Source organism: Gordonia sihwensis NBRC 108236 (assembly GCF_000333035.1).
In the GTDB taxonomy this organism is placed as follows: Bacteria; Actinomycetota; Actinomycetes; order Mycobacteriales; family Mycobacteriaceae; genus Gordonia; species Gordonia sihwensis.
In genome coordinates, this window is sequence record NZ_BANU01000011.1 from 108909 (window position 1) to 133510 (window position 24602).

Genomic DNA, 24602 nt, shown 5'->3' on the forward strand with positions numbered 1-24602 from the left:
TCGTGGTGTGAGTGCACGAGGCCGCTGAAGAACCGGAGTCCAAGGCGTCGTTCCGCGACCTGGGGTCGCAGGGCGTGCAGCGACTGCCGTCGGTCCTGCGCGTTCGGGTGCGCAGACTGTGGCTGTCGCTGGTGCCGATCGCGCAGTGCGCCATCGCCGCGGGGCTGGCCTGGTTCGTGGCCTTCGACCTACTTCACCACGCTCGGCCGTTCTTCGCGCCGATCGCGGCGGTGGTGTCCCTCGGGCTGTCGCTGGCCCGCCGCTGGCGTCGTTCGGCGGAGCTGATCGTCGGGGTCTCCATCGGGATCCTCGTCGGCGACCTGGTGGTGACCCAGATCGGATCCGGTGCGTGGCAGATCACGGTTGTGGTCGCGGCGGCGATGGCCCTCGCGGTGTTCGTCGACGGCGGCCCGATGCTCCCGACCCAGGCGGCGTCGTCGGCGGTGCTCATCGCAACACTGCTGCCGCCCGGCGGTGCGGCGAGCTATCAGCGTGCGGTCGACGCGCTGGTGGGCGGCTGCATCGGCCTGCTCGTGGGGGCGCTGGTGCCGGTGAATCCGGCTCGGCGGGCGCGCCGCGACGCCGCGGGCATTCTGAACACTCTGCGCGATCTGAGCCACGACCTCGCCGAGGCGCTCCGCGCGCGGGACGAGGACGCGGTCTATCGGGTCCTTGCGGCGGCCCGTGGCACCCAGCCCGCCGTCGACGGCCTCCGGGCCGACATTCTGGCCGGGCGTGAGGTCGGGACCCTCTCACCGCTGTACTGGGCTTCGCGCGACCGTTTGCGCAAGATCGCCGCGACCGCCGATCCGATCGACAACGCTGTCCGCAACTTCCGCGTGGTCACGCGGCGGGCGCTGGGGCTGACGCAGCGCGGGGTGGCGGTGGAAGAGCCGATGATCGACATCATCGAGGACATCGGCGGACTGTTCGAGACCCTGCGCGCGATGATGCTCGCCGAGCCCGGTCAGCCGCCGGATCCGGCAGACGCCGCGCGCGAGGTGCGCTCGGTGGTGCGCAGAGCGCGCACGTCGCTGGCCGACCACGTCGAGGACCTCTCGGAGGCCGCGCTGCTGGTGGAGTTGCGCTCGCTTCTGGTGGATCTGTTGATGGTCGCCGGACTCAAGCGTTCGTCCGCCATTGCGCAGTTGCACCTGAACAAATGAGTACTCGAGATCACCAGACGCAGCACTCTTGTCATATATGCAAAAGTTCGCATATATTGAGGTCATGGGTGCTGATCACGAACACGGCCACAGTCACGGCCCGACCGCGGCAGACCTGGCACGACCGGACGCGGGGCATCGGCGGATCTGGCCGCTGGCGGTGTCGCTGGGCCTGATCGGCACGTTCTTCGTCGTCGAACTGGTCACCGGCCTGCTGTTCGGCTCGCTCGCCCTCGTCGCCGACGCCGGGCACATGGCGACCGATCTGGTGGCACTGACGATGGGGCTGGTGGCACTGTTGCTCGCCCGCCACGGCCGGGTGACCGACGGCCGCAGCTTCGGGTGGTACCGCGCGGAGGTGTTCACCGCCGTCCTCAACGCAGTGCTGCTGCTGGGCGTCGGCGTCTACGTGCTGTACGAGGCCGTCGTCCGACTCGGGACGAATCCGGAGGTGCCCGGCGGACCGATGATCGTGGTGGCGCTGCTGGGGCTGGCCGCCAACGTGATCGTCATGTACCTGTTGCGGGCCGACTCGGGCACGTCGCTCGCGATTCGCGGGGCCTACCTGGAAGTGCTCGCCGACGCGGTTGGCAGCGTCGGGGTGCTCATCGCCGGTGTGGTCGCGATGACCACCGGCTGGGGATATGCGGACCTGATCGTCGCGGTCTTCATCGCACTGTGGGTGGTGCCGCGCGCGGTGAAGCTCGCGCTCGACGCACTCAAGATCCTGAACCAGCAGGCGCCGTCCCACGTCGACCTGGACGAATTGCGTGCCGACCTCGCCGCCCTGCCCGAGGTGCAGGACGTGCACGACCTGCACGTGTGGTCGGTGACGACCGGCATGGACGTGGCGACGGTGCATCTGAGCAGCACCGGAGATCACTGTGCCGCGCTCACTGCCGCGCAGCGGGTCTTCGCCGAACGCGGCCTCGAGCACGCCACAGTCCAGGTGGAACGTCCCGGCGACCGCTCCCAATGCGAAAGTCTCACCTGGTGAGAGCGGACTGAACGTCTCGACCCGAAGTGCGGAGCAGCGCCTACAGCCAGAACGCGAACAAGCGGATCCCGTACGAGACGAACGCCGGGCTGATTCCGAAGGCCTCGAACGCGTGGTAGACGAGGCCGAAGAACGCGGAGTTCAGCTGCGGGATGAACAGCAGCAGGAACAGGATCAGGAAGCCGAAGGGTGCGATCTTCTCCGCCGCCTGACGGACGTTCGCAGGCAGATGCGGTTCGAGCGCGCCGTAACCGTCGAACCCGGGCACGGGCAGGATGTTGAGCAGCGTCGCCGACAACTGCAGGAATGCCAGTGCGGCGGTGGCGGCCCAGAGGTTCAGGTTCGCGGTGGTGGGAGTGGTCGACGCGAGTGCCGCCAGAAGCGCCAGTCCGAGGACCAGGTTGGTCGCCGGGCCGGCCAGCGACACCTTGGTGCGCTGCGCGGGGGTGAAGGCCGCGGTGTTGAGGTAGACCGCTCCGCCGGGGAAGCCGATGCCGCCGAGCGCGACGATCAGCAGCGGCAGGGCGATCGACAGCCCCGCGTGGGTGTACTTGCGCGGATCGAGAGTCAGATACCCGCGGACTTCGGCCGACCGATCGCCGTAGCGGAAGGCGGTGAACGCGTGCGCGAACTCGTGCAGAGACAACGAGATCACCCATCCGCTCAGCACGAAGAGCAGGGCGCCGAACATGCCGAGGGCGCTGCGTTCCGCGCCGGACCGCAGCAGCAGGTACACGCCGACGGCGAAGGCCGCGCACAGCCCGAGGAACACCGGTCCGGGTCGAACGGACTTGAGGGCCGCGGTGGTCGGGGTGGTCACGGTCGCACCAGTCTCCAGTCGATGTGATGCCGATAGAAGGTGGATCGCTTCACGACGCGGTCGGTCAGTTCGCCTTCGCGCTCGACCACGAGGTTGGTGCCTCCGGTCTGAACCGCCCGGCCGCTCTTCCATCCGCCGGGCAGCGCCCGGGCGCGGCGGCCGCGGACTCCGGGTTCGACGGTCAGTGGCTCGATCTCCACCGCGCGGACGGTGCCGTCGAAGATCGTCGCCGAGTCGGCGATGCACTCGCCGTGCAGCTTCTCGCCCGCTGCCCCCAGATGTCGTGCCCGTCCGACGAGGACTGTCGCGGCATCGTCTCGGATGAGTGGAAGCTGCTGCGCCGTACCGGTTTCGGCGAGACGCATCGCGGCATCGCCGTGCGGTAGACCGTAGTTCCCGGTAGCGGCGGTGACGTGCGGTGCGACGTAGGCCACCTCGACGTCGAGACGTTCGAGCTTCATCAGGGCGGCGACGACCCGCGCTAAGAACGCGTCCGGCGCCATCGCATCGGAGTCGGTGGGGGCCACCACGATCCGGGGGGCGGCGCCGGCGGAAGCGGTGGCGGCGGAGCCGGCCGACGGGTCGTCGAGCAGGCCGGCGAGGCGGCGGGTCAGGGCGGACGGTACTTCGTCGCCGGGGCTGACCGTGATCAGCAGAGAGGGCACCTACCCAGGCTATACGGCAGCGGGGACCAACATTTCGACCGCGACCCAGTAGGGTGGGCACGTTAGGAGGAGCACCTGATATGGCTGCGATTGTGCTGATCGGCGCCCAGTGGGGCGACGAAGGCAAGGGTAAAGCGACGGATCTGCTGGGCGGGAAGCTGCAGTGGGTGGTGCGCTACCAGGGCGGAAACAACGCGGGACACACTGTGGTCCTGCCGAACGGCGAGCAGTTCGCGCTGCACTTGATTCCGTCGGGGATTCTGACGCCCGGTGTCAAGAACGTCATCGGCAACGGCGTCGTCGTCGACCCGAGCGTTCTGCTCACCGAGCTCAAGGGGCTGGAGGACCGCGGCGTCGACACGACTTCGCTGATGCTGTCGGCCGACGCGCATCTGCTGATGCCGTACCACGTCGCCATCGACAAGGTCACCGAGCGCTTCCTGGGCAACAGCAAGATCGGTACCACCGGTCGCGGCATCGGGCCCTGCTACCAGGACAAGATCGCCCGCGTGGGCGTCCGCGTGGCCGACGTGCTCGACGAGAAGATCCTCGCGCAGAAGGTCGAGGCCGCGCTCGAGATCAAGAATCAGATCCTCACCAAGATCTACAACCGCAAGGGTCTCGACCCGCAGCAGGTGGTGGACGAGACGCTGGAGCTGGCCGAGGGGTTCAAGCACCGGATCGCCGATACCCAGCTGTTGCTGAACCAGGCGCTCGAACGCGGTGAGACCGTGCTGCTCGAAGGTTCGCAGGGCACGCTGCTCGACGTGGACCACGGCACCTACCCGTACGTGACGTCGTCCAATCCGACCGCCGGCGGCGCGTCGGTGGGCGCGGGCATCGGGCCCACCAAGATCACGACGGTCCTGGGCATTCTGAAGGCGTACACCACGCGCGTCGGTGAGGGCCCGTTCCCCACGGAGCTCTTCGACGAGTGGGGCGAGTACCTGGCCAAGACCGGCGGCGAGGTCGGCGTGACCACCGGACGTGCCCGTCGCTGCGGTTGGTTCGACGCCGTCATCGCGCGGTATGCGACCCGCGTCAACGGCATCACCGACTACTTCCTCACCAAGCTCGACGTGCTGTCGAGTCTGGAAGAGGTCCCGATCTGCGTGGCCTACGAGGTCGACGGCGAGCGGGTGGAGGACTGGCCGATGACACAGACCGGCATCCATCACGCCAAGCCGATCTACGAGACGATGCCCGGTTGGTGGGAAGACATCTCCGGCTGCCGTACCTTCGACGAACTGCCCCAGAATGCGCAGAACTACATCCACCGGCTCGAGGAGCTGTCGGGTGCGCGCATCTCGTGCATCGGCGTCGGCCCCGGGCGTGACGAGACGATCGTCCGGCATCAGCTCGTCTGACCGGCGACCTCGATGAACGAGCCGCGCGGGCTCAGTCGCGACTACGGGTCGACGCTGCTCGGTGCGGTCGATGAGGGGCCGCGCAGGCAGCGCATCCGGATCCAGCTGCTCCTGACGACGACCATCGTCGGGGCGCAGTTGATCGGGATCGTGGTGGCGATCTCGCTCGCGCTGGTCGGTATCCCCGACCCCTCGTTCCTGCGCGGCGATCTCGTATGGGTCAACTTCCTGGCCCTGCCGGTGTACATCGTGTGTTCGCTGGCACTGGGCGTGCTGGTCGGCACGGTGATGACGGTCCGGTCACTCAAGTGGTCGATGCGCGACCAAGTGCCGACTCGGGACGACGCGCGGCGCACCGCGTGGGCGCGCCGTCGGCTGACTGCGCTCCAGGCACTCCTGTGGGTGGGTGCCGCGGTGATGCTGGGTATCTGGTACGGCGTGGTCGACCCGATCCTCATCCCGAAAGTGGTGCTCATCGTTCTGATGAGTGGCATCGTCGTGATCGCCATCGTCAACATCTTCGTCGACGTGCTGCTGCGGCCGGTGTACGCCAAGCTCATGCAGGCGGGTTTCTCCGTGCGCGGCAGCTCCGTCCGGTCGCGAGCCCTCAGTGCGTGGCTCATCGGCACCGGCGTCCCGCTGAGCGGCGTGTTCATGGTGGTGCTGTTCGCGGCCACCAGCGGTCGCTCGTCGTTGGTCGGCGTGTTCGTTTCGGTGACGGTGCTGGTGGCGGTGGCTGCCGCAGTCGGCCTGCTCGCGATGTTCCTGTTCTCCTGGGATGTGACCGGACCGATCCGCAACGTTCAGGCCGGAATGAGCAAAGTCCGCGGCGGAGACGTCAGTCCGGCCGTCGACCTCGTCGTCTACGACGCCTCCGAACTGGGGGAACTGCAGTTCGGGTTCAACAGCATGGTCGCGGGACTGCGCGAGCAGGAGCGAGTGCGCGACATCTTCGGACGTCACGTCGGCCGCGACGTGGCCGCGCAGGCGCTGCGAAGCGATCCGGAGCTCGGCGGCGCCGAGCGGACCGTCGCGGTGATCTTCGTCGACGTCATCGGCTCGACGACACTGGCCACCGAGCACACACCGACCGAGGTGGTAGCGGTGCTGAACCGCTTCTTTCAGCAGGTTGTCGAGGCGGTGGAGACGCACCGGGGCCTGGTGAACAAGTTCGAGGGAGACGCGGTCCTGGCGATCTTCGGCGCGCCCCTGGAGATCGACGATCCCGCGGGCGCAGCGCTGGCCGCGTCGCGCGAGATCGCCGATCGTCTCGCCCGCAACGTGCCGGAGTTGAAGGCGGGTATCGGGGTGAGCTTCGGGACCGTGGTGGCCGGGAACGTCGGCGCGATTCAGCGGTTCGAGTTCACGGTGATCGGCGACCCGGTGAACGAGGGCGCACGACTGTCGGAGGCCGCCAAAGAGGCTCCGCACCTGCCGTTCGCGTCGGAGCGGGCGGTGGCGGCGGCAGGGGACGACGAGGCGCGTCTATGGTCGCCGCGCACCGCGCTCGTCCTGCGCGGACGGTCGGCTCAGACACGGATCTACACTCCGACCAGCCGGCGCACCGACTCCGGCAGCGGACGGTCGGAGGACCATTCGGCCGCGCGCGGCACCCCGTAGCCGCTGGTGAACGGAATCACGCCGCACCACGCGGTGACCTCGTCGTCGGGGCGGACGACGCCCTCGCCGGCATTCGCCTTGTAGACCCACTCGCCCTCCTCGATCCGCAGAACCGTCACATTGGTGGCCGCGATCTCCCGTTTCGTCATCGGACGTACCTCGTCGTTCCGGCCGGGTGTGAGTAGGTCGGTGAACCGGGTCAGCAGTTCGGCGCGGTCGTCGGCCCGTGCGTTCTCCAGTCGGCCGTAGACCACCGCCGAGCGGAAATGCACGGTGGAGTCGAATGTCGAGTTCGCGAGGACGAGGGCGTCCATCGCGGTGACGCAGAAGGCCGAGCGCTGATCGGCGGGGCGGCGTGATCCCATCACTCCGGCACCGGTGGATCCGTGCAGGAGGATGCGGTCGCCGTCGCGCACATGCAGGGTGGGCACGCTGCGTACGGCGGCGGTGCCTCCCTCACCGAAGGCCGTGGACAGCACTCCCCACCACTGCTGGTCGAGGAGACGGTCGAGGCTGTCGCGGTCGGTGCTCTGGCGGTCGCGCTTGCGGGTCAAGTTCTCCATGACTCCAGTACAGAGCCATACTGGACTTGAGAGAAGATCCAGAATCGAGCAATTCTGGAGACCAGTATCGATGGTGGTCGGGCCTCGGATGTCAGAGGTCGGTCGCCGGAAGGCGAGGTGACGTCGTGGCGCGGACTCCCCGGGACGTCCATCTGCCGATCAGTCTGCCCACGCCGGTGCGGAGCAGACGATTGGTGGATGAACTCCTCGCCGCAATCGTCGACGGCCGGCTCGCCGAGGGCGACTGGCTGCCGTCCACCCGAGTGCTGGCCCGGCAACTGAGCTGCTCGCGATCGGTGGTGACCGGTTGCTACGACGAACTGATCGCGGCCGGCTTCCTCGACGGGATCCCCGGTGCGGGCACACGGGTGCGTGCCGGTGCGCGCGCGGCGGTACGGCTCGGCGCGAGATCGCATGTGACGGAGGAATCGGCGCCCGTCGTCGTGCGTGGGGAGGGTGCGGTTCCGCGGATCATCGGAGATCTGCGGCCCGGGGTGCCGGACGGTTCGCTGATCGACGCGCGTCGGTGGCGCAGCTGCGTGCGGGCGGCGACGTGGACGCCCGAGCCGTCGACGGCCGGGACGACGGCTCTGACGGCCGCACTGGGGGAGCACCTGCGCAGGCATCGAGGGGTGCACGCCGAAGAGATCCTGCTGACTCCCGGATCGTCATGTGGGTTCGCACTGCTCGGCGAGGCGGCGTGGGACTCGGGGATTCGGCGCGCCTTCGTCGAAGCGCCCGGATACGCGGAGGCGCAGCGGGAACTCGCGCGCGTCGGTTTCTCGGTGGAACCGGTGGAGGTGGACGCGGACGGCGTGTGTGTCGGCCGGCTGCCGGACGATCGCTGCCTGGTGTACACGACGCCTGCGCACCAGTATCCGCTCGGCCACCGGATGTCGGTGGATCGACGCGCGCGATTGGTGGAGTGGGCGCGCCGGACCGGCTCGGTGATCATCGAGGACGACTACGACGGCGAGTTCCGGTACGACGTTCCGCCGCTGCCCGCTCTGCAGGCACTTCCCGGTGCGCGCGAATTCGTGGGGTATGTGGGCACAGCGTCGAAGACGCTCACCGTCGGGTTGGCGGTCGCGTGGACGGTGCCGCCGGGCGTGCTGTCCGACGCCGTAGGGCGGAGGTACGCCGAGCGTGCGTGGTCGGTGGCGGAGCCGGTGGCGGGCACCCTCGCGGAGTTCATCTCCCGCGGCCACCTCGCGACGCATCTGGCGAAGGTCGCCCGCACCTATCGTGATCGACGAAATGCGTTGTCGGCGGCGGTGATTGAGCGCTGTCCCGAGATGCCGATCATCGGCGTCGACGCCGGGCTGCACGCGACGATCGTGATCGACCGCGTTCCGGGAGCCCAGGTGCGTGATCGACTGGAACGATCGGGATGGCTGGTGCGCGCCGTCTCCGACTACCCGTTGGCAGACAAGCAGTCGGTGGACGGGGTCGTCGTCAGCTACGCACGATTGACGCCGGCGTCGGCGGTGAGATTCGCCGAGGCGCTTCGGCGGGCTGTGCCAGAGGTTTTGTCAGAGGGCGGCGGTATGATTCGAACATAGAAGCACAGCAGGAGTGTTCTCGGACACTGTTCAGGTGGAGGGGGTGGGTTCGATGGTCACGTCGGAGGTGCTGCTGCCGGACGACCCGGCCGCCCTCGCCCGCCTGTTGGAGGCTGCGGCGACCAAGTTCGCGTCGCTGCCGCTGTCCGCGGTGACCGAAGACGCCCTGTTGGAAACCGTCGAGACCCTCGAGCGCACGCATCGTCGTCTCGACGGTGTCGACGCCGCAGTGCTGGTGGAGGTCTCCGACCGCAGCGCCTACCGCAAAGCCGGATACCTGTCGGTGCATCAGTATTTGGCGCAGGGGTTGCGGCTCGGTGACGGTGCCGCCCGACGCCGACGCGTCAGTGCCGCCGGCATCGGACGATTCACCGACCTGCAAGGCCAGACCCGCGAACCGATACTGCCGGCGACTGCGGTCGCGGTGGGCGAGGGTGCGATCGGTGCCGACCACGTCCGGGAGATCGACGCCGTCATGGACAAGATTCCCACCGCGATCGACGCGCAGACCCGGGCACGGGCCGAGGTGCAGTTGGCGTGGGTCGCGCGTGAGTTGAGTCCGGCCGGTGTCCGCACCGCCGGCATCCGATTGCTCGCGCACCTGGATCCGGACGGAACCGTCACCGACGAACGCGACCGCAAACGCCTGCGCGGCTTCACGATCCTGCCCCAGGATCTGCGGCTGATGAGCAAAGTCCGCGGCTACCTCACCCCGGCGTTGCGCGCGGAAATGGAAGCCGCACTGCCGTCCTGGGCCGCGCCGGGGATGAACAATCCCGACGACCCGGACTCCCCGTCCGGGACCGTGGAATCGGCCGACCCGGCCGCTCTGGCGGCCGCGGTGGAGCGTGATACTCGCACGCCCGGGCAGCGCACCCACGATGGTCTGCAAGCGCTGCTGCGCGCCTCCCGCACTGGTGTTGGGGGTGGTCGGCGGTCGGGTGATCTGGTCATCACTGTCACCGACCACGAGTTGGCCGAGCGGGCCGGGATCGCGTTGACCGCGACCGGGACTCGGGTGCCGGTGGCGGAGTTGATCGAGGTCGCCGCCGCCGCAACCCCGCACCTGGCCGTCTTCTCCGCCCACACCGGACAAGCCCTCTACCTCGGACGGGGACGCCGGCTGGCGTCGCGGGCGCAGCGGTTGATGCTCTTCGCCCGCGACCGCGGCTGCACCGCCCCCGGCTGCGCAGCCCCGTTCTCCCGGACGCAGGCCCATCATTTCCCGGACTGGGCCGACGGCGGACCCACCGACATCGACCACCTCGGCGCCGCATGCGGGCGTCACAATCGCTCCGTCGGCCCCCGCCCCGGGCAATGGCAGACGATGATCCTGATCGACGGACCCCACGCCGGCCGCGTCGTCTGGCGACCCAGCGGCAACACCAGGGACGGGACAAGACCGCCCGGATGGCGGATCAACCAAATCCACCACGCCGAACTCCTCCCGGACCACCAACCCCAGCCGCCGCCCGAACCCAGCGAATCCCGGATCGAGAACTACCTCGACACACTCCTGGCCGCCTGACCGGACACACCCGGCCGGGAGCACGGAAGTGCGGTGGCCTCAGCGGAACTCGGCAGCAGTGAATGAAGTTCCTCCGACGGCACGATGATCTGGGTTGCAGTCGTTCGGTATTACGAGCCGATCCTGCTGCGCTGCCACCAGCAGGCTCCAGTGCTCCTTGACCCCGGCGGCCGCACGAGGTGCACGCCAATCGGTCATGCCCCCAGCGTAGAACGTGTGCGTTCGGTGCAGCGCCCGCTCACGAGGTCATTCGGCCGAGCGAGCGCCGACCGTCTCCGGAGCTGTGCACCCGTAGAATCCGGGGCATGGTTGCAAAGGTGATCGGAACTCCGCTGAGTCCGACCGCGGTGAAGGTGTTGCTGCTCGGCTCGGGCGAACTCGGCAAGGAGGTCACGATCGCGCTGCAGCGGTTCGGCGTCGAAGTGATCGCCGTTGATCGCTACGCCGACGCCCCGGCGCACCAGGTGGCGCACCACGCCGAGGTGATCGACATGATGGATCCGGACCAAGTGCGCGCGGTGATCGACAAACATCGCCCGCACTACGTGCTCCCGGAGATCGAGGCCATCGCAACCGAAGCCCTGGAGCGAGTGGAAGCCGAGTCGATCGCCGAAGTGATCCCGAGCGCGAAGGCCGTCTCCGCGACTCTCAATCGCGAGCGCATCCGGCGGCTGGCCGACGAAGAACTCGGCCTGCCGACGTCCCCGTACCTTTTCGCGGGATCGCTCGAGGAGATGCGCGCGGCGGCCGGGAGCATCGGATTCCCGTGTGTGGTGAAGCCGGTGATGTCGTCGTCGGGCAAGGGGCAGTCGGTCCTTCGCGGCCCCGAGGACGTCGACGCGGCGTGGGAGGCGGCCCGGACCGGAGCCCGAGTCAACAACGACCGCGTGATCGTCGAGGGGTTCGTCGAATTCGACTACGAGATCACCCTTCTCACGGTCCGCGCCGTCGACCCGGCCACCGGGCGACTGGCCACGTACTTCTGCGATCCGATCGGCCACCGCCAGGTGGACGGAGACTACGTCGAGAGTTGGCAGCCGCAGCCGATGAGCCCGGCCGCCTACGACATAGCGCGTTCGATCGCGGCCCGGATCGCGACCGCGATGGGCGACGGGGTCGCCACCGGCAGGGGAGTGTTCGGCGTCGAACTCTTCATCAAAGGCGACGAGGTCTACTTCTCGGAGGTGAGCCCGCGCCCGCACGACACCGGTCTGGTCACCATGGCCACGCAGCGCCTGTCGGAGTTCGAACTCCACGCTCGAGCCGTCCTCGGACTGCCGGTGAACACGATTGCCCGTGCGCCCGGCGCCTCGGCGGTGATTTACGGCGAGCACGAGGACACGGCCATCGGATTCGCAGGCGTCGCCGACGCCCTCGCCGATCCCGACGTGGATCTGCGCCTGTTCGGTAAGCCCGAGAGCTACGCGCGCCGGCGGATGGGGGTGGCGGTGGCGACCGCACCCACGATTGAGATCGCGCGCGAGAAGGCCACGCGCGCAGCGGGACTGGTGACGCCTCTGCGCGCGGACCACGACGCGGAGACGCCGACCGAGATCAAGCCGATTCCGCAGACCGCGCCGTCGCCCGCCGACGACACCGATACCGAGGCGATGGAGGCGGGAACTCAGGCGATCCGGGTTCCGGAGCGTCCGATTCGGCGCGAGGCGCCCCCGATGCCCCGACCGCCGATGCCTCAGGGACCTCCGCAACGTCCCGGACCGATGGCGCAGCCGGGACCGCGCGGACCGGTGGGGCCCGGTGGCCAGCGACCGGCCGGACCCCCGCCCCCTCGACCCGGGCGGATCCCGCCCGGTATGAGCTGATCCGCCGGCACCGACGATCCGCTACACCGAGGACTTGCGTGCCGCCTGCACGATCATGAAGACGAGGAACGGTCCGCCCACCGCCGCGGTGACCACGCCCACCGGCAGACCGTCGGGCAGGACCGTGCGGCACACGATGTCGGCGGCCAGGACGATGCACGCCCCGACCACGCCCGAGAACACCGGCGTGGGTTGAGAACTGCGGGCCAGGCGGACGGCGATCTGCGGCGCGGCCAGGCCCACGAAGGCGATGGGCCCGGCCGCCGACACCGCGAGCGACGCGACCACCACGGCGGTGAGCAGCGTTCCGTAGGTGACGACGCCGAGACGTACGCCGAGCGCACGGGCCACGTCGGGCCCGAGGCCGCTGACGGCGAGCGTGCGCGCGATGATCGCGGTCCAGATGATTCCGATGGCCGCGGCCACCGCCACCGGCGGCACCGAACTCCAGCCGGTGTTCGCCAGCGAGCCGATGATCCACGTCTGCGCGCTCGCGGCGTCGTGCAGGTCCGCACGTGACATCAGGTATCCGACCGCGGCCTGCATCATCCAGGTCATTCCGACACCGATGAGGATGAGGCGCAGTGTGCTGGTGACCACCTGGCCCTTGGTCCAGGCCAGCACGTACATCAGCGCCGCGGTCGCGAGGCCGCCGATCAGCGCCGACAGCGGCACGCCGAGGTTCGCGAAGAAGCCGCCGAATCCGGTGCTCGCCGAGGTCAGGGCAAGTACGGCACCGGCACTCGCGCCGGTGGTGATGCCCAGCATGTCCGGGACGGCGAGCGGGTTGCGGGTGATCACCTGTGTGAGGCAACCGGCGAGACCGAGGCCGAAGCCGGCCAGCGCCGCCACGAGCACACGCGGCAGCATGTCGTCGAAGATGACGATGTTCTCGGCGACGCGGCCGCCGCCGAGCAGGATGCGCGCCACGTCGACGGGCGTGGTGAACCCCACCGACAGCCCGATCAGGAAGAGGACCAGCGCGAGCAGGGCGCCGGCGAGGGAGCAGGCCGCGAGTCTGCGGCGGACGACCCATCGGGCGCTGCCGACGCCGATCGTGATGGGCGGGCGAACGGTGGCGGTCATACGGTCGGGAGCCTCCTGCGTCGGACCATGATCATGAGCATCGGCCCGCCGATCAGCGCCAGCACCACGCTCACCTGTGCCTCGCCCGGCCGGGCGATGACCCGGCCGATGACATCGCAGACCAGGATCAGAAGTGCGCCGGCGAGTGCCGAGTAGGGGACGATCCAGCGGTAGTCGGGCCCGGTGAACGCGCGAGCGATATGGGGAACGATCAGCCCGAGGAACACGATCGGCCCGCACGCGGCGGTCGCGGCCCCGGCGAGGAGCGCGATGCCGATGATGCCGGTGACCCGGATGAGACCGACGCGACCGCCCAATGCCGTCGCCATGTCGTCGCCGAGGCTCATCAGGTTGAGGAACCATCCGCCCGCGAAGGCGAGAACCAGTCCCACCACGATGAAGGGCAGCGTGGTCCACAGCACGTCGGCGCCGCGGCCCGAGACGGCTCCGACGTTCCAGAACCGCCAGGTGTCGAGGGTGGCGCCGTCCGAGAGGACGAGTGCGGAGGACACCGCCGTGAGACACGCGCTGAGCCCGGCTCCGGCCAGCACGAGTGTCAGCGGCGACGATCCGGTGACCGTCGACAGCCCGAACACCGCCGCCGCGGCGACGAACGCGCCCGCCAGCGCCAGGACGGTGTTGGCCAGAGGGCCGGAGGTACCGAAGACGAAAACCCCGGTGACCACCGCGCAGGCAGCGCCCGCGTTGATCCCGAGCAGACCGGGGTCGGCGAGCGGATTGCGCGTATGCCCTTGCGCGAGTGCGCCGGCCGCGCCGATCGCCAGTCCCACCACGAGACCGAGCACCGTGCGGATCAGCCTGCTGTGGACCAAAACTCCGAGCCCGTCGGGACTGCTCGATCCGTGCAGCAGTGCGTTCAGGACCTCACCCGGCGGCACGTCGCGTGTGCCGATCGCGATCGATGCGACGAACGCGATGCCTATGGCGACCACCAGAACGACGGCCCCGATCACCTTTTTCACAAAGGCATACCTTACCTAAGTCATGGCGCCGAACCCGGCCCGGGGCAGGTCTGCCGATGGTTTCAATCCTGTGCGTCTCCTGAACGATTGGGTAACAAAGGTCTGTGCGAGCCCCGATACACGAGTAAGGGTGGGACCAGTCGACCTACCGACCGACGACACGAAAGGCTCTTGACATGAAGAAGTCCCTGACACGGATGGCGGCGGCGGTAGCTGCCGCCGGCGCGATCGGCGCGGGTTCTCTGGCTGCGGTTCCGCAGGCGCACGCCGGCACCCCCGGCGACCTCCAGATCATCGGCGGGATCTCCTGCACCTTCAAACTGTGGGGTCCGAATTGGTCCGACGGTCCCGTCTGGCAGATGCATCGCTGGATGGGCGTCACGAACATCGGCGGCTCGACCATGACCGGTGTGACGGTGACCGAGTTCGGCGGTGCCAGCAAGTGGGTTCCGCAGACGAAGGACAAGGACGGCAAGATCACCAACAAGCTCGGTGAGCTGAAGCCGGGCAAGACCTTCGTCGCCTTCGACACCACATGGAAGGGCTGCTGGCCCGCGTCGATCTCCGGCTACACCATCGGGCAGCAAGTCGAGAACCCGATGAACAACGTCGGGTTCTGGCAGAACGTGCGTCGAGCGCAGCCGAAGGACAAGTCCACCACCGTCGGCAACGGCTCGTAGAGACCGGCGACGGCGGTGAACTGACGTCGCAGACGCGAAGGGAGGGCGACCGGGATCGGTCGCCCTCCCTTCGGTTTTCGGGTGTGGTGGGTGACGGTGGTTTCGACTCGCTGCGCTCGCTCAACCAGCCTGGGGGCGCTCGCTCAACCAGCCTGGGGGGTTGCGCTCGCTCAACCAGCCTGGGGGAGTCGGGTCGAGCAAGCAGCCTGGGGGGGGCAGCGCGGCCGTCAGCCCCGGTTCACCTTGTGGGGTTCGGAGGCGGCGAGCATGTCCTCGCGCTCGACGACCTTGACGCGGTCGCGGCCCTGCGCTTCGCCGAGCTTGCGCTCGTGCTCGTCGAGCCGGTACCAGCCGTCCCAGGTGGTGAACGGGATGCCGCGCGATTCGAGCAGATCCACGACGGAGGCCTCGGAGGCGTCCTCGACCTCGTTGAGGACACCATTGCGCATGTCCTCGAGGATGCACTCGACGGTCTCGTTCGCGTCGCCCTTGGTGTGGCCGATGAGGCCGACCGGACCGCGCTTGATCCAGCCGGTGGTGTACAGGCCGGTGAGGTGCTTGCCGTCGTCGAAGATCCGGCCGGCCTCGTTGGGGATCACGCCCGCCTGGTCGTCGAACGGGATCTCCGGCAGATTGTCCGACAGATAGCCGACCGCCCGGTAGACGGCGGTGACGTCCCAATCGCGGGTCTTGCCGGTGCCCTTGACGTTGCCGGTTCCGTCGAGCTCGGTGCGCTCGGTGCGGAGTCCGACCACTTTGCCGTCCTCGCCGAGGATTTCCGTCGGGTTCTCGAAGAAGTGCAGGAAGAGCTTGTGGATCGCACCCTGCTTGGGCTCGCGGATCGCGTAGTTCTCGATGATCGTCGCGACCTGGTCGGTGATCTTGCTGGAGCGGCGCGCGACGGCGGATCCCTCGTCGTACTCGATGTCCTCGGGATCGACGATGACCTCGATGTTCGGCGAATGGTCGAGTTCCTTGAGCTCCAGCGGAGTGAACTTGGCCTGGGCGGGGCCGCGGCGTCCGAAGACGTGCACCTCCACCGCCTTGTTGGCCTTGAGCCCCTGATAGACGTTGTCCGGGATCTCGGTCGGGAGCAGCTCGTCGCCGGTCTTGGCCAGCACGCGGGCCACGTCGAGGGCCACGTTCCCGACACCGATCACGGCGACCTTCTCCTCCTCCAGCGGCCATTCGCGGGAGAAGTCCGGGTGGCCGTCGTACCAGGCCACGAACTCGCCGGCGCCGTAGCTGCGCTCGAGGTCGACGCCCGGGATCTGCAGAGCGCGGTCGTCGGTGGCGCCCGTGGAGAAGACGACGGCGTCGTAGTGCTTGCGCAGGTCGGCGAGGGTGATGTCGGTGCCGTAGTCGATGTTGCCGAGCAGGCGGACCTGGGGCTTGTCGAGCACCTTGTGCAGAGCGGTGATGATGCCCTTGATGCGCGGGTGATCGGGTGCGACGCCGTACCGGATGAGACCGAACGGGGCGGGCATGCGCTCGTAGAGATCGATGCTCACGCCGCGCTCGGACGCGGTGTCGGACTTCATCAGTGCATCGGCGCAGTAGATGCCGGCCGGCCCGGCACCGACGATCGCGACCCGCAACGGGCGGCTGTTGTCACTCATTTCCAGGTGCTTCCTCAGCTGGTTGGACAGGGATACCTCTACGTTATGTCTTGTGAGGTCGCCGCCAAAATTTCGATGTGAGGTATACCTCAGTCGAAGATCGGGTGCCGAAAACTATTGACGAATCGCGCCCGGTGAAGGTGGCCCGTCGCCGGACGGCACGGTTGAAAGTCCCTGGACATGGGCCGATACACTCGGCTGTCATGAACGAAGACCAGCCGGCGTCTCACGACCTCCCGGAGGACGACCAGCCGCGGTCGTGGAAAGCGGCGCTCCCGATGATTCTGGCCGGTGCGCTCGTGGTGGTGCTGCTGGCGTGGGTCCTGATCGCCGCTCTGGTGAATCCGCCGGAGGAACGGCTCAGCGACTCCGCTCAGGTGCAGCACACGGTCAACGACATGTACAGCGCGATGGGCACGCTCAACTACGACCAGTACGTCGGCTCGTTCTGTCAGGCCGATGTGGACGCCGCCGACTTCCCGAAGTCGGTCCAGTTCGCGGAGCAGAACCGCGCCGAGAACGAGGACAAGGGCAAGATCGTCGTGCCGAACATGGACGTGGAAGTCACCGGCGACAGCGCCACCGTGAAAGCGCATTGGAACCGCGAGAACACCGCGGACGACGAGCAGACGACCTCGCTGCGGCTGATCCGGGAGAACGGTGAGTGGAAGGTGTGCAACCGATGACTTACAGCGGCGACGTGACGTGTGAGCAGGCATGGCAGCGGCTCGCGGAGAATCCGAAGGCAGTCCTCATCGACTGCCGCACGCAAGCGGAATGGAACTTCGTCGGAGTGCCGGACACCGAATCGCTCGGCAAGCGCACGCTGTTCGTCGAGTGGATCGACTACCCGAACGGTGCGCCCAATCCGCGCTTCGTCGACCAACTGCGCGAGGCCGGCGTGGAGCCGGACGACGAACTGCTGTTCCTGTGCCGCTCGGGCCATCGGTCCATCGGTGCCGCGGAGGCCGCGGTCGCCGCCGGATTCGGGCAGGCGTACAACATTCTCGACGGGTTCGAAGGCCCGATCGACGCCGACGGGCACCGTGGCGGGGCCGGTTGGCGCGCCGCGTCGCTGCCCTGGCGACAGTCATGAAGGAGTCTGTGAAATGAGCCGAGAGCTGCCCGACTGGGTTTCTCCAGAGACCGTCGCCGTGCGCGGTGGGATCCTTCGCTCCGGCTTCTTCGAGACCTCCGAAGCGCTCTACCTCAACAGCGGATACGTCTACGAGTCGGCCGAGGCGGCCGAACGCGCCTTCACCGGCGAAGAACAGCGTTTCGTCTACACCCGCTACGGGAATCCGACCGTCGCGATGTTCCAGGAGCGGCTCCGCCAGATCGAGGGGACGCGGGCCTGCTTCGCGACGGCGAGCGGCATGGCCGCGGTCTTCGCGGCACTGGGTGCGCTGCTGAAGAAGGGCAGCCGCCTCGTCGCGGCGCGCAGCCTCTTCGGTTCCTGCTTCGTGATCTGCAACGAGATCCTCCCGTCTTGGGGCGTCGAGACGGTCTTCGTCGACGGAGAAGACCTCGACCAGTGGGAGCGGGCCCTCGCCGAGCCGACGGACGCGGTGTTCTTCGAGACGCCGTCGAATCCGATGCAGACGCTGGTCGATGTCCGCAAGGTGTCGCAGATGGCGCACGCGGCCGGCGCGACGGTGGTGCTCGACAACGTCTTCGCGACCCCGCTGCTGCAACGCGGTCTGGACATGGGCGCCGACGTCATCGTGTATTCGGGAACCAAGCACATCGACGGCCAGGGCCGGGTGATGGGCGGTGCGGTGCTCGGCACGCAGGAGTTCATCGACGGCCCGGTGCGGGAACTGATGCGTCACACCGGTCCGGCTCTCAGTCCGTTCAACGCGTGGGTGATGCTCAAGGGCCTCGAGACGATGAAGCTGCGGCTCGACCAGTCGGTCGCCACCGCGCTGCGAGTCGCCGAATTCCTCGACGCCGATCCCCGGGTGGCCAAGGCGATCTATCCCTTCCTGTCGTCGCACCCGCAGTACGAGCTGGCGCGCTCGCAGATGTCCGGCGGGGGAACGGTCATCACGTTCGAACTCGCCGACCGGCCGGGTCTTTCCGGCAAGGAGCGGGCCTTCGAAGTGCTCAACGGACTGCAGATCATCGACATCTCCAACAACCTCGGTGACGCCAAGAGCCTCATCACGCATCCGGCCACCACCACCCACCGGGCGATGGGGCCCGACGGCCGTGCGGCGATCGGTCTCACCGACTCGATGGTCCGGCTGTCGGTGGGTCTGGAGAGCGCGGACGATCTGCTGCGCGATCTGGACGCGGCGCTGGGCTGAGCTCAGGCGTCGGCACGCACCGGGCGGTCCGCGTCGGCCAGTGCACTGAGCACCGTCTGGAACTTCGCGGTGGTCTCGGCCACCTCGGCGTCGGGGTCGGAGCCGGCGACGATGCCGCCTCCGGCCCAGGCGCTGACCTTCGTGCGTGACGAGTCGAGCTCGAGACACCGGATCGAGACCACCCATTCCCCGTCGCCGGCGGCGTCGCACCAGCCGACGGTTCCGGCGTAGAACTCCCGCGGTCCTTCGACCTCCTCGATGATCCGCGCCGCGGCTTCGGTCGGTGTCCCGCAGACGGCGGGCGTCGGGGAGAGCAGCGCCGCCAGTTCCAGCGCCGTGATCGTCGGATCGGCCAGCTCTCCGGTGATCGGCGTCGCCAGATGCCAGACGTGGTTGGTGGAGATGGTCTGCGGCCGGTCGGGGATGGCGATACGGCTGCACAGCGGTTGGAGCAGGTCGCGCAGATAGTCGACGACGTACGCGTGCTCGCGCAAGTCCTTCGCCGAACGGCTGAGTTCCTCGGCGGCGTTCGGAACGGGACGGCCTGCGGCGTCGAACTTCGGGGCCGACCCCGCGTAGGGAACGCATTGGAGGATGGAACCGCGTTTGCGGAGCAGGAGTTCCGGACTCGCGCCGATCAGCCAGTTGCCGTCGTGTCCCGGCGCCGCGCTCAGATCGGCGGCGAACACCGTCGACCCGCCGGCAGTGGCCGTGAATCGGCCGATCAGTTCGACCGGCTCGACGGCCCGGGTGAGCGACGCGTCCAGACTGCGAGCCACGACCACCTTCTCGGCGGCGCCCGACGCGATGGCGTCGAGTGCGCGGACGACTCGCTCGCGGTGCACCGAGTCCGGGGTCACCGAGACCTCCGCGACCACCGAGCCGTCGACCGTGGCGGGAGTGGCTGCGGGGGAGAAGTCGACCCGTTCGGGGGCGATCAGTGATGCGGGACCGCCGGTGTCGAAGCCGAGGGCGCCGCCGACGAAGTCGACGGTGCCGGCGGCGAGGGCCTCTCGCGCCTGCGCCACGGAGCCGAACGCGGCGCGCACTCCGAATCCGCGGGCGTTGAGATCGGTGTTCGACAGCAGAAACGACAGACCGGCAGGCACCTGGCCAGGTTACCCGCGAGAGGCTAGACGGACTTCGTCGCTGTGATGCGCTTCTCCCTGATCAACCGCTTGAGGAGGTCGCGGCCCGCGGATCCGGCGGAGACGGGGTCGGCGCCCGCGTCGGCACCCGACATGTTGACGCAGGTGCGACCGTCGACGCTCGAGGTCGCGTACAGCCACTGCTCGGTGTGGCCGTTCGCGGAGTCGTCACGGCTCTTGGTCTTCCACTCGCCGACGGAGGCGGTTCCGGAGCAACTGTCGGCGAACACCACCACCGTGTGTACCGGGGTCCCCGAGCCGGATTCGCCGAGCGAGGTGAGGTCGTCGGACATCTGCGACAGCACCCGGTCGTCGTCGGCGGCCCGCAGCACCACGACGGGCGCGCCGTCGTTGGTGTCGGTGACGGCGGTCCAGCCGGCGGGCACCCGGACCTCCACGGACGTCCCGCCCTTGAGCGCGAACGTCCGCGTGGTCTCCGGCGCCGCACCGGTGTCGCGGTCGGAGTCCCAGGGGGCGAGGATCAGCAGCGTCGTCAGTCCGGCGACCACCAGTGCGGTCACCGCCACGATGCCGAAGAACATCGGCTTCGGACCCTTCACCGGCGGCTGCTGCGGCCACGGGCCGGGCGGGAAGGGGTTCGGTGCGTACGGCGGCTGCGCGGGTCCGTACCGGTGGGGCGGCCCGTACGGCGACGGCTGTGGCGGTTGTGTCAGGGGCGGTTGTGGCAGGGGCCGGCCGGGAGCGCCGCTCGGATACTGCGGGTCGGACGGATGAACCACGGGAGGCCTTTCTGAACAGGGATGTTGAAACCACGCTAACTGCGGATCCGCCGGTGATTACACCCGCCGTGGTTTTAATGCTTTCCGCGAATGACGCGTACCGGCATCCTTGACGGCGGGTCACGAGAACCGGTGCGAAGCCCTGGCTGGCCGGTCGGCAACCCTCCACCGCGGTGGGGTGCTCCAGGTGACGACCCGGCCGGCGTCGACCGACGTCCGGCAAGTGCGGAGATCTACTGGAGTCGTGTCATGACCGCAATCCTCGACCGGGCCGTGTGCCCGGCACCCATTCGTCCCCTCGCGCCGGTGGTCGGTGCCGACACCACGGTGCCGACCACCGCAGGGGGCGAGACCGTCTACGCGAACCTCGACTACGCGGCATCGGCCCCGGCTCTCGTGTCTGTCGCGGAACGGCTCTCCGGCGCGTTGACCGAGTATGCGAGCGTGCATCGGGGCGCGGGCCATCTCTCTCAGGTCACGACAGCGCGATACGAGCAGGCTCGGGAGACCGTCCGGCGGTTCGTCGGCGGTCGAAGCGACGACACGGTGGTGTTCACGCGCAACACCACCGACGCCGTCAATCTCGCCGCGCACGTCACCCCCGGCGACGTGGTGGTGCTCGACATCGAGCACCACGCCAACCTGCTGCCCTGGACCCGGACCGGCCGTGCTCGCGTGGTGCCGGCGGCCCGCACCGTCGAAGAGACGGTGGGGCGGCTCGAAGCAGAACTCGCTGCCGCGCCCGCCGCGTTGCTCGCGATCACCGGTGCGTCGAATGTGACCGGCGAGGTGCTGCCGATCGGACGGCTGGCCGCGGCGGCGCATCGGCACGGCGCGCGCATTCTGGTGGACGCCGCGCAACTGGTCCCGCACCGCGCCGTCTCGATCGCGTCCTGGGGCATCGACTACCTCGTCTTCTCCGGCCACAAGCTGTACGCGCCGTTCGGTGCGGGCGTGCTGGTGGGCCGCGGCGACTGGCTCGATGCGGCGGAACCGTACCTGGCCGGCGGCGGCGCCACCGCCGACGTCGACCTCGACGGCGGAGTCGCGTGGCACACCGGTGCCGCTCGTCACGAAGCCGGATCTCCCAACACGCTGGGGGTGGTGGCGCTCGCAGCGGCGGCGCAGGCCCTGCAGGACATCGGTTTCGAGGAGATCGGCTATCACGAGCACCGGTTGCAGCAGCGTCTCGACGAGGGGTTGGCGCTGCTGCCCGGCGTGCATCCGCTGCGGGTCTTCGACGATGCGGCCGACCGCGTCGGCATCGCCGGCTTCACCGTGGAGAACCATTCCCCGCGCAGTGTCGCCGAATATCTGTCGGTGACGCGGGGGATCGGCGTGCGCGACGGCAAGTTCTGCGCGCATCCGCTGCTGCGGAAGCTGGGCTACCCCGACGGTGCGGTCCGGGCCAGCTTCGGTCTCGGGACGTCGTCGGACGATGTCGATCGTCTGCTGGCCGCGCTGTCGGATCTGGTGCGGCGGTAGATTTCTCGTCCGCTTTCACAGCGGGCGCGGTGGGGTTCGCGGGCGCGGGACGTACGTCCATTTATGCCGAAATTTCTCAGTTGCGGCCGGGAGTCGGCACCTCTCATACTTGCAGAGCGCAATTAGTTGATTGCAGACTGCAACGAAGAGGGATGAGAGTGAAAGCGACGCCCGAACAGCTCGACGAGATGTTCGTCGCCCTCAGCCGATACACGCGGCTCAGGGATCGGGCGCTGCACACCGGAATCTGGAACGGACGCAATGGCTCACTCGAGACCGCCGCGTACCGAGCGCTCTTCGTCCTGCGGAACGGCCCGATGCGCTCGCGCGACCTCGCCGATCGGCTGGTGACAGACCCCTCGACCACCAGTCGGCACGTCGCGCAGTTGGTGAAGGAAGGATTCGTCCGGCGCGAGGCGCACCCCGAAGACGGGCGTGCGTCGCAGCTGGTCCTCACCTACGACGGCCGGGAGAAGGTCTGCGAGATCGCCGAGTCGAGACGACGACTCGTCGGCGAAACCGTGGAGGACTGGTCCGCGGAGGAGTTCGAGATATTCGTCCGCCTCCTCGGCCGGTTCGTCGACGCGGTCGAAACCCGAATCTTCCCCTGCACCACGAAAGCTGATTGATGAGTTCACCAACTGCCGCCGCCGACTTCCCCGGCCGGAACCTGACGCATCGCCAGGTCCTCACGATCATGAGCGGACTCATGATCGGCATGTTCCTCGCCGCGCTCGACCAGACGATCGTGTCGACGGCGATCCGCACCATCGCCGACGACCTGCACGGATACGACCTGCAGGCGTGGGTCACCACCGCTTACCTGGTGACCTCGACGATCGTGACGCCGCTCTACGGCAAGCTGTCGGACATCTACGGACGCAAGCAGTTCTTCCTGCTCGCGATCACGATCTTCATCATCGGGTCGCTCCTGTGCAGCATGTCGACGTCGATGTACGAGCTGGCCGGCTTCCGTGCGCTCCAGGGTCTCGGCGCGGGCGGTCTGTTCACACTGGCGATCACCACGATCGCCGATATCGTCGCACCGCTGGAACGCGCCAAGTACCAGGGTTACTTCCTGGCGGTCTTCGGCACGTCCAGCGTGCTCGGCCCGGTGCTCGGCGGTTTCCTCGCCGGCGCGAACTCGATCCTGGGCGTCTCCGGTTGGCGCTGGGTGTTCCTGGTGAACGTGCCGATCGGCCTCATCGCACTGGTGGTGGTCTACAAGGTGCTGAACTACCCGCAGCAGAAGCTGACCGGACACCGCACCGACTACTGGGGCGCTACCGCTGTCGCGGTGGCCGTCGCGCCGCTGCTGATCGTCGCCGAACAGGGCCGTGACTGGGGCTGGACGTCGCTGAACAGCGTCATCTGTTACCTGATCGGCGCCGCGGGTATCGCCGCGTTCATTGTGATCGAGAACAAGATGGGCGACGAGGCGATCATCCCGCTCCGCGTCTTCAAGAACCGGGTCTTCGCACAGGGCATCCTCGTCTCCCTCATCGTCGGTGCGGTCATGTTCGGCGGTATCTCGATGCTGCCCCAGTACTTCCAGGTGCTCCGTGGCTCGAGCCCGATGGTCGCCGGTCTGCAGATGCTGCCGATGGTGGCCGGCATGATGATCGGTTCCATCATGGCCGGCCAGCTGATCTCGCGTACCGGGCGATACAAGGTGTTTCCGATCATCGGCTCCATCCTGATCACGACGATGTCGTTCCTGCTGCACTTCGTCGACACGCAGACCCAGCTGTACCTCGTGATGCTGGCGGCAGCCGGACTCGGTTTCGGCCTCGGCAACCTGATGCAGCCGCTCATGCTGGCGATGCAGAGCATCCTGCCGGTCCGCGACACCGGTATGGCGACCGGCACCGCGACCTTCTTCCGGCAGATCGGCGGCACGCTCGGCGTCGCGGTCTTCTTCTCGCTGCTGTTCTCGACGATGGGCCCCAACATCGCCGATCAGCTCAAAGACGCGTCGGGCACTCCTGAGTTCACCGCGGCCGTCCAGCAGGCGGCTACCAGCCATGATCCGCAGGTGGCGGCCTTCGGTCACTCGTTGATCACCGCGGCGGAGGACCCCGGTGCCGGCGGCGGCGCCGGGGCGACGATGAAGGACACCTCCGTCATCGAGAAGCTCCCGAAGGAGTTGTCGGAGCCGATCAAGCGCGGCTTCGCGGACTCGATGGACAAGGTGTTCCTGTCGGTCTCGATCCTGTCGATCCTGTCGATCATCGGCACGGTGACGTGGTCGGAGGTCTCGCTCCGCCGTCCGCCGTCGCCCGAGAGCAAGAGCGACGACCCGAAGCCGGTCGCGGCCGACTGACCGGAGCGAGTCGCTGCGTGTTGCTGGGTCTCGATGCGCGTGCTCGCTGCGCTCGCTCGCTTACTCGATGAGCCTGGGGCTGGGTGGCTGTTCGCGGGCTTGTTGAGCGAGTGTTCTC

The 24602-nt window shown here is 68.3% G+C and carries 23 protein-coding genes and 1 riboswitch; of the genes, 14 read left to right on the forward strand and 9 right to left on the reverse strand.

Features of this window, described 5'->3' with window-relative positions; all coding sequences use genetic code 11:
- Nucleotides 1–11 precede the first annotated feature (11 nt).
- Together GSI01S_RS08565 and GSI01S_RS08570 are read left to right on the forward strand one after the other, a co-directional pair.
- Entirely contained in the window at nt 12–1166 is a 1155-nt protein-coding gene (locus GSI01S_RS08565; protein ID WP_006896139.1) for an FUSC family protein, read from the forward strand.
- 64 nt (nt 1167–1230) lie between these two features.
- Nucleotides 1231–2163, forward strand: a complete 933-nt coding sequence (locus GSI01S_RS08570) for a cation diffusion facilitator family transporter (protein ID WP_006896140.1) — start codon at nt 1231–1233, stop codon at nt 2161–2163.
- 40 nt (nt 2164–2203) lie between these two features.
- On the opposite strand, the gene GSI01S_RS08575 is transcribed toward GSI01S_RS08570, so the two are convergent.
- Both GSI01S_RS08575 and GSI01S_RS08580 read right to left on the reverse strand, forming a co-directional pair.
- Nucleotides 2204–2983 carry a site-2 protease family protein gene (locus GSI01S_RS08575; protein WP_006896141.1) on the reverse strand — a complete coding sequence of 260 codons (780 nt, stop codon included), beginning with the start codon at nt 2981–2983 and terminating at the stop codon, nt 2204–2206.
- The gene (locus tag GSI01S_RS08580; RefSeq protein ID WP_375004082.1) at nt 2980–3639 is read right to left on the reverse strand and encodes a hypothetical protein; all 660 of its coding nucleotides are present in this window, start codon (nt 3637–3639) and stop codon (nt 2980–2982) included. The genes GSI01S_RS08575 and GSI01S_RS08580 overlap by 4 nt, the downstream gene beginning before the upstream one ends.
- Before the next feature lie 89 nt (nt 3640–3728).
- Here GSI01S_RS08580 and GSI01S_RS08585 point away from each other — a divergent pair, with 89 nt between their 5' ends.
- Both GSI01S_RS08585 and GSI01S_RS08590 read left to right on the forward strand, forming a co-directional pair.
- A complete protein-coding gene (locus GSI01S_RS08585) occupies nt 3729–5015 on the forward strand; it encodes an adenylosuccinate synthase (protein ID WP_006896143.1) in 1287 nt (428 codons plus the stop codon).
- 12 nt (nt 5016–5027) lie between these two features.
- Entirely contained in the window at nt 5028–6635 is a 1608-nt protein-coding gene (locus tag GSI01S_RS08590; protein WP_006896144.1) for an adenylate/guanylate cyclase domain-containing protein, read from the forward strand.
- Here the strand turns inward: GSI01S_RS08590 and GSI01S_RS08595 are convergent.
- On the reverse strand, nt 6557–7198 hold the full coding sequence (locus GSI01S_RS08595) for a pyridoxamine 5'-phosphate oxidase family protein (protein WP_006896145.1): 642 nt from the start codon (nt 7196–7198) through the stop codon (nt 6557–6559). The genes GSI01S_RS08590 and GSI01S_RS08595 overlap by 79 nt on opposite strands.
- 125 nt (nt 7199–7323) lie before the next feature.
- Between GSI01S_RS08595 and GSI01S_RS08600 the strand changes: the two genes are divergently transcribed.
- On the forward strand, nt 7324–8760 hold the full coding sequence (locus GSI01S_RS08600) for an aminotransferase-like domain-containing protein (protein WP_006896146.1): 1437 nt from the start codon (nt 7324–7326) through the stop codon (nt 8758–8760).
- Between the two features lie 52 nt (nt 8761–8812).
- Nucleotides 8813–10288 (forward strand): HNH endonuclease signature motif containing protein, encoded by a 1476-nt coding sequence (locus tag GSI01S_RS08605; RefSeq protein WP_039867319.1) that lies wholly within the window; start codon nt 8813–8815, stop codon nt 10286–10288.
- Nucleotides 10289–10327: 39 nt separating this feature from the next.
- Here GSI01S_RS08605 and GSI01S_RS20105 read toward each other — a convergent pair whose 3' ends face one another.
- A complete protein-coding gene (locus GSI01S_RS20105; protein ID WP_156479387.1) occupies nt 10328–10486 on the reverse strand; it encodes a hypothetical protein in 159 nt (52 codons plus the stop codon).
- Between the two features lie 107 nt (nt 10487–10593).
- Here GSI01S_RS20105 and purT point away from each other — a divergent pair, with 107 nt between their 5' ends.
- Nucleotides 10594–12111 carry a formate-dependent phosphoribosylglycinamide formyltransferase gene (gene purT / locus GSI01S_RS08610; RefSeq protein ID WP_006896148.1) on the forward strand — a complete coding sequence of 506 codons (1518 nt, stop codon included), beginning with the start codon at nt 10594–10596 and terminating at the stop codon, nt 12109–12111.
- 21 nt (nt 12112–12132) lie between these two features.
- Here purT and GSI01S_RS08615 read toward each other — a convergent pair whose 3' ends face one another.
- Together GSI01S_RS08615 and GSI01S_RS08620 are read right to left on the reverse strand one after the other, a co-directional pair.
- Nucleotides 12133–13197 (reverse strand): FecCD family ABC transporter permease, encoded by a 1065-nt coding sequence (locus GSI01S_RS08615; protein WP_006896149.1) that lies wholly within the window; start codon nt 13195–13197, stop codon nt 12133–12135.
- The gene (locus tag GSI01S_RS08620; protein WP_006896150.1) at nt 13194–14180 is read right to left on the reverse strand and encodes a FecCD family ABC transporter permease; all 987 of its coding nucleotides are present in this window, start codon (nt 14178–14180) and stop codon (nt 13194–13196) included. The genes GSI01S_RS08615 and GSI01S_RS08620 overlap by 4 nt, the downstream gene beginning before the upstream one ends.
- Before the next feature lie 176 nt (nt 14181–14356).
- Here GSI01S_RS08620 and GSI01S_RS08625 point away from each other — a divergent pair, with 176 nt between their 5' ends.
- A complete protein-coding gene (locus GSI01S_RS08625) occupies nt 14357–14860 on the forward strand; it encodes a hypothetical protein (RefSeq protein ID WP_006896151.1) in 504 nt (167 codons plus the stop codon).
- 227 nt (nt 14861–15087) lie between these two features.
- On the opposite strand, the gene GSI01S_RS08630 is transcribed toward GSI01S_RS08625, so the two are convergent.
- Entirely contained in the window at nt 15088–16479 is a 1392-nt protein-coding gene (locus GSI01S_RS08630) for an FAD-dependent oxidoreductase (protein ID WP_006896152.1), read from the reverse strand.
- Between the two features lie 203 nt (nt 16480–16682).
- On the opposite strand from GSI01S_RS08630, the gene GSI01S_RS08635 reads away from it, so the two are divergent.
- Genes GSI01S_RS08635 through GSI01S_RS08645 form a run of 3 tightly spaced genes read left to right on the forward strand, consistent with a single transcriptional unit; the run spans nt 16683 to nt 18788 of the window.
- Nucleotides 16683–17165, forward strand: a complete 483-nt coding sequence (locus tag GSI01S_RS08635; RefSeq protein WP_006896153.1) for an Rv0361 family membrane protein — start codon at nt 16683–16685, stop codon at nt 17163–17165.
- A complete protein-coding gene (locus tag GSI01S_RS08640; RefSeq protein ID WP_006896154.1) occupies nt 17162–17575 on the forward strand; it encodes a rhodanese-like domain-containing protein in 414 nt (137 codons plus the stop codon). Before GSI01S_RS08635 ends, GSI01S_RS08640 begins: the two co-directional genes overlap by 4 nt.
- A gap of 13 nt (nt 17576–17588) precedes the next feature.
- Nucleotides 17589–18788: an O-succinylhomoserine sulfhydrylase gene (locus GSI01S_RS08645; RefSeq protein WP_006896155.1), complete on the forward strand. Its 1200-nt coding sequence runs from the start codon at nt 17589–17591 to the stop codon at nt 18786–18788.
- 2 nt (nt 18789–18790) lie between these two features.
- On the opposite strand, the gene GSI01S_RS08650 is transcribed toward GSI01S_RS08645, so the two are convergent.
- Nucleotides 18791–19897 carry an isochorismate synthase gene (locus GSI01S_RS08650; RefSeq protein WP_006896156.1) on the reverse strand — a complete coding sequence of 369 codons (1107 nt, stop codon included), beginning with the start codon at nt 19895–19897 and terminating at the stop codon, nt 18791–18793.
- 23 nt (nt 19898–19920) lie between these two features.
- On the reverse strand, nt 19921–20496 hold the full coding sequence (locus GSI01S_RS08655; RefSeq protein ID WP_231650172.1) for a hypothetical protein: 576 nt from the start codon (nt 20494–20496) through the stop codon (nt 19921–19923).
- 298 nt (nt 20497–20794) lie between these two features.
- Nucleotides 20795–20908, forward strand: a riboswitch (SAM riboswitch).
- A gap of 17 nt (nt 20909–20925) precedes the next feature.
- Here GSI01S_RS08655 and GSI01S_RS08660 point away from each other — a divergent pair.
- From GSI01S_RS08660 to GSI01S_RS08670, 3 genes are all read left to right on the forward strand, one after another.
- Nucleotides 20926–22161, forward strand: coding sequence for an aminotransferase class V-fold PLP-dependent enzyme (locus tag GSI01S_RS08660; RefSeq protein ID WP_006896158.1), 1236 nt, complete (start codon nt 20926–20928; stop codon nt 22159–22161).
- A gap of 152 nt (nt 22162–22313) precedes the next feature.
- Nucleotides 22314–22790 (forward strand): MarR family winged helix-turn-helix transcriptional regulator, encoded by a 477-nt coding sequence (locus GSI01S_RS08665; RefSeq protein WP_039867302.1) that lies wholly within the window; start codon nt 22314–22316, stop codon nt 22788–22790.
- Entirely contained in the window at nt 22790–24484 is a 1695-nt protein-coding gene (locus tag GSI01S_RS08670; protein ID WP_006896161.1) for an MDR family MFS transporter, read from the forward strand. The genes GSI01S_RS08665 and GSI01S_RS08670 overlap by 1 nt, the downstream gene beginning before the upstream one ends.
- The last annotated feature ends 118 nt before the right edge of the window (nt 24485–24602 follow it).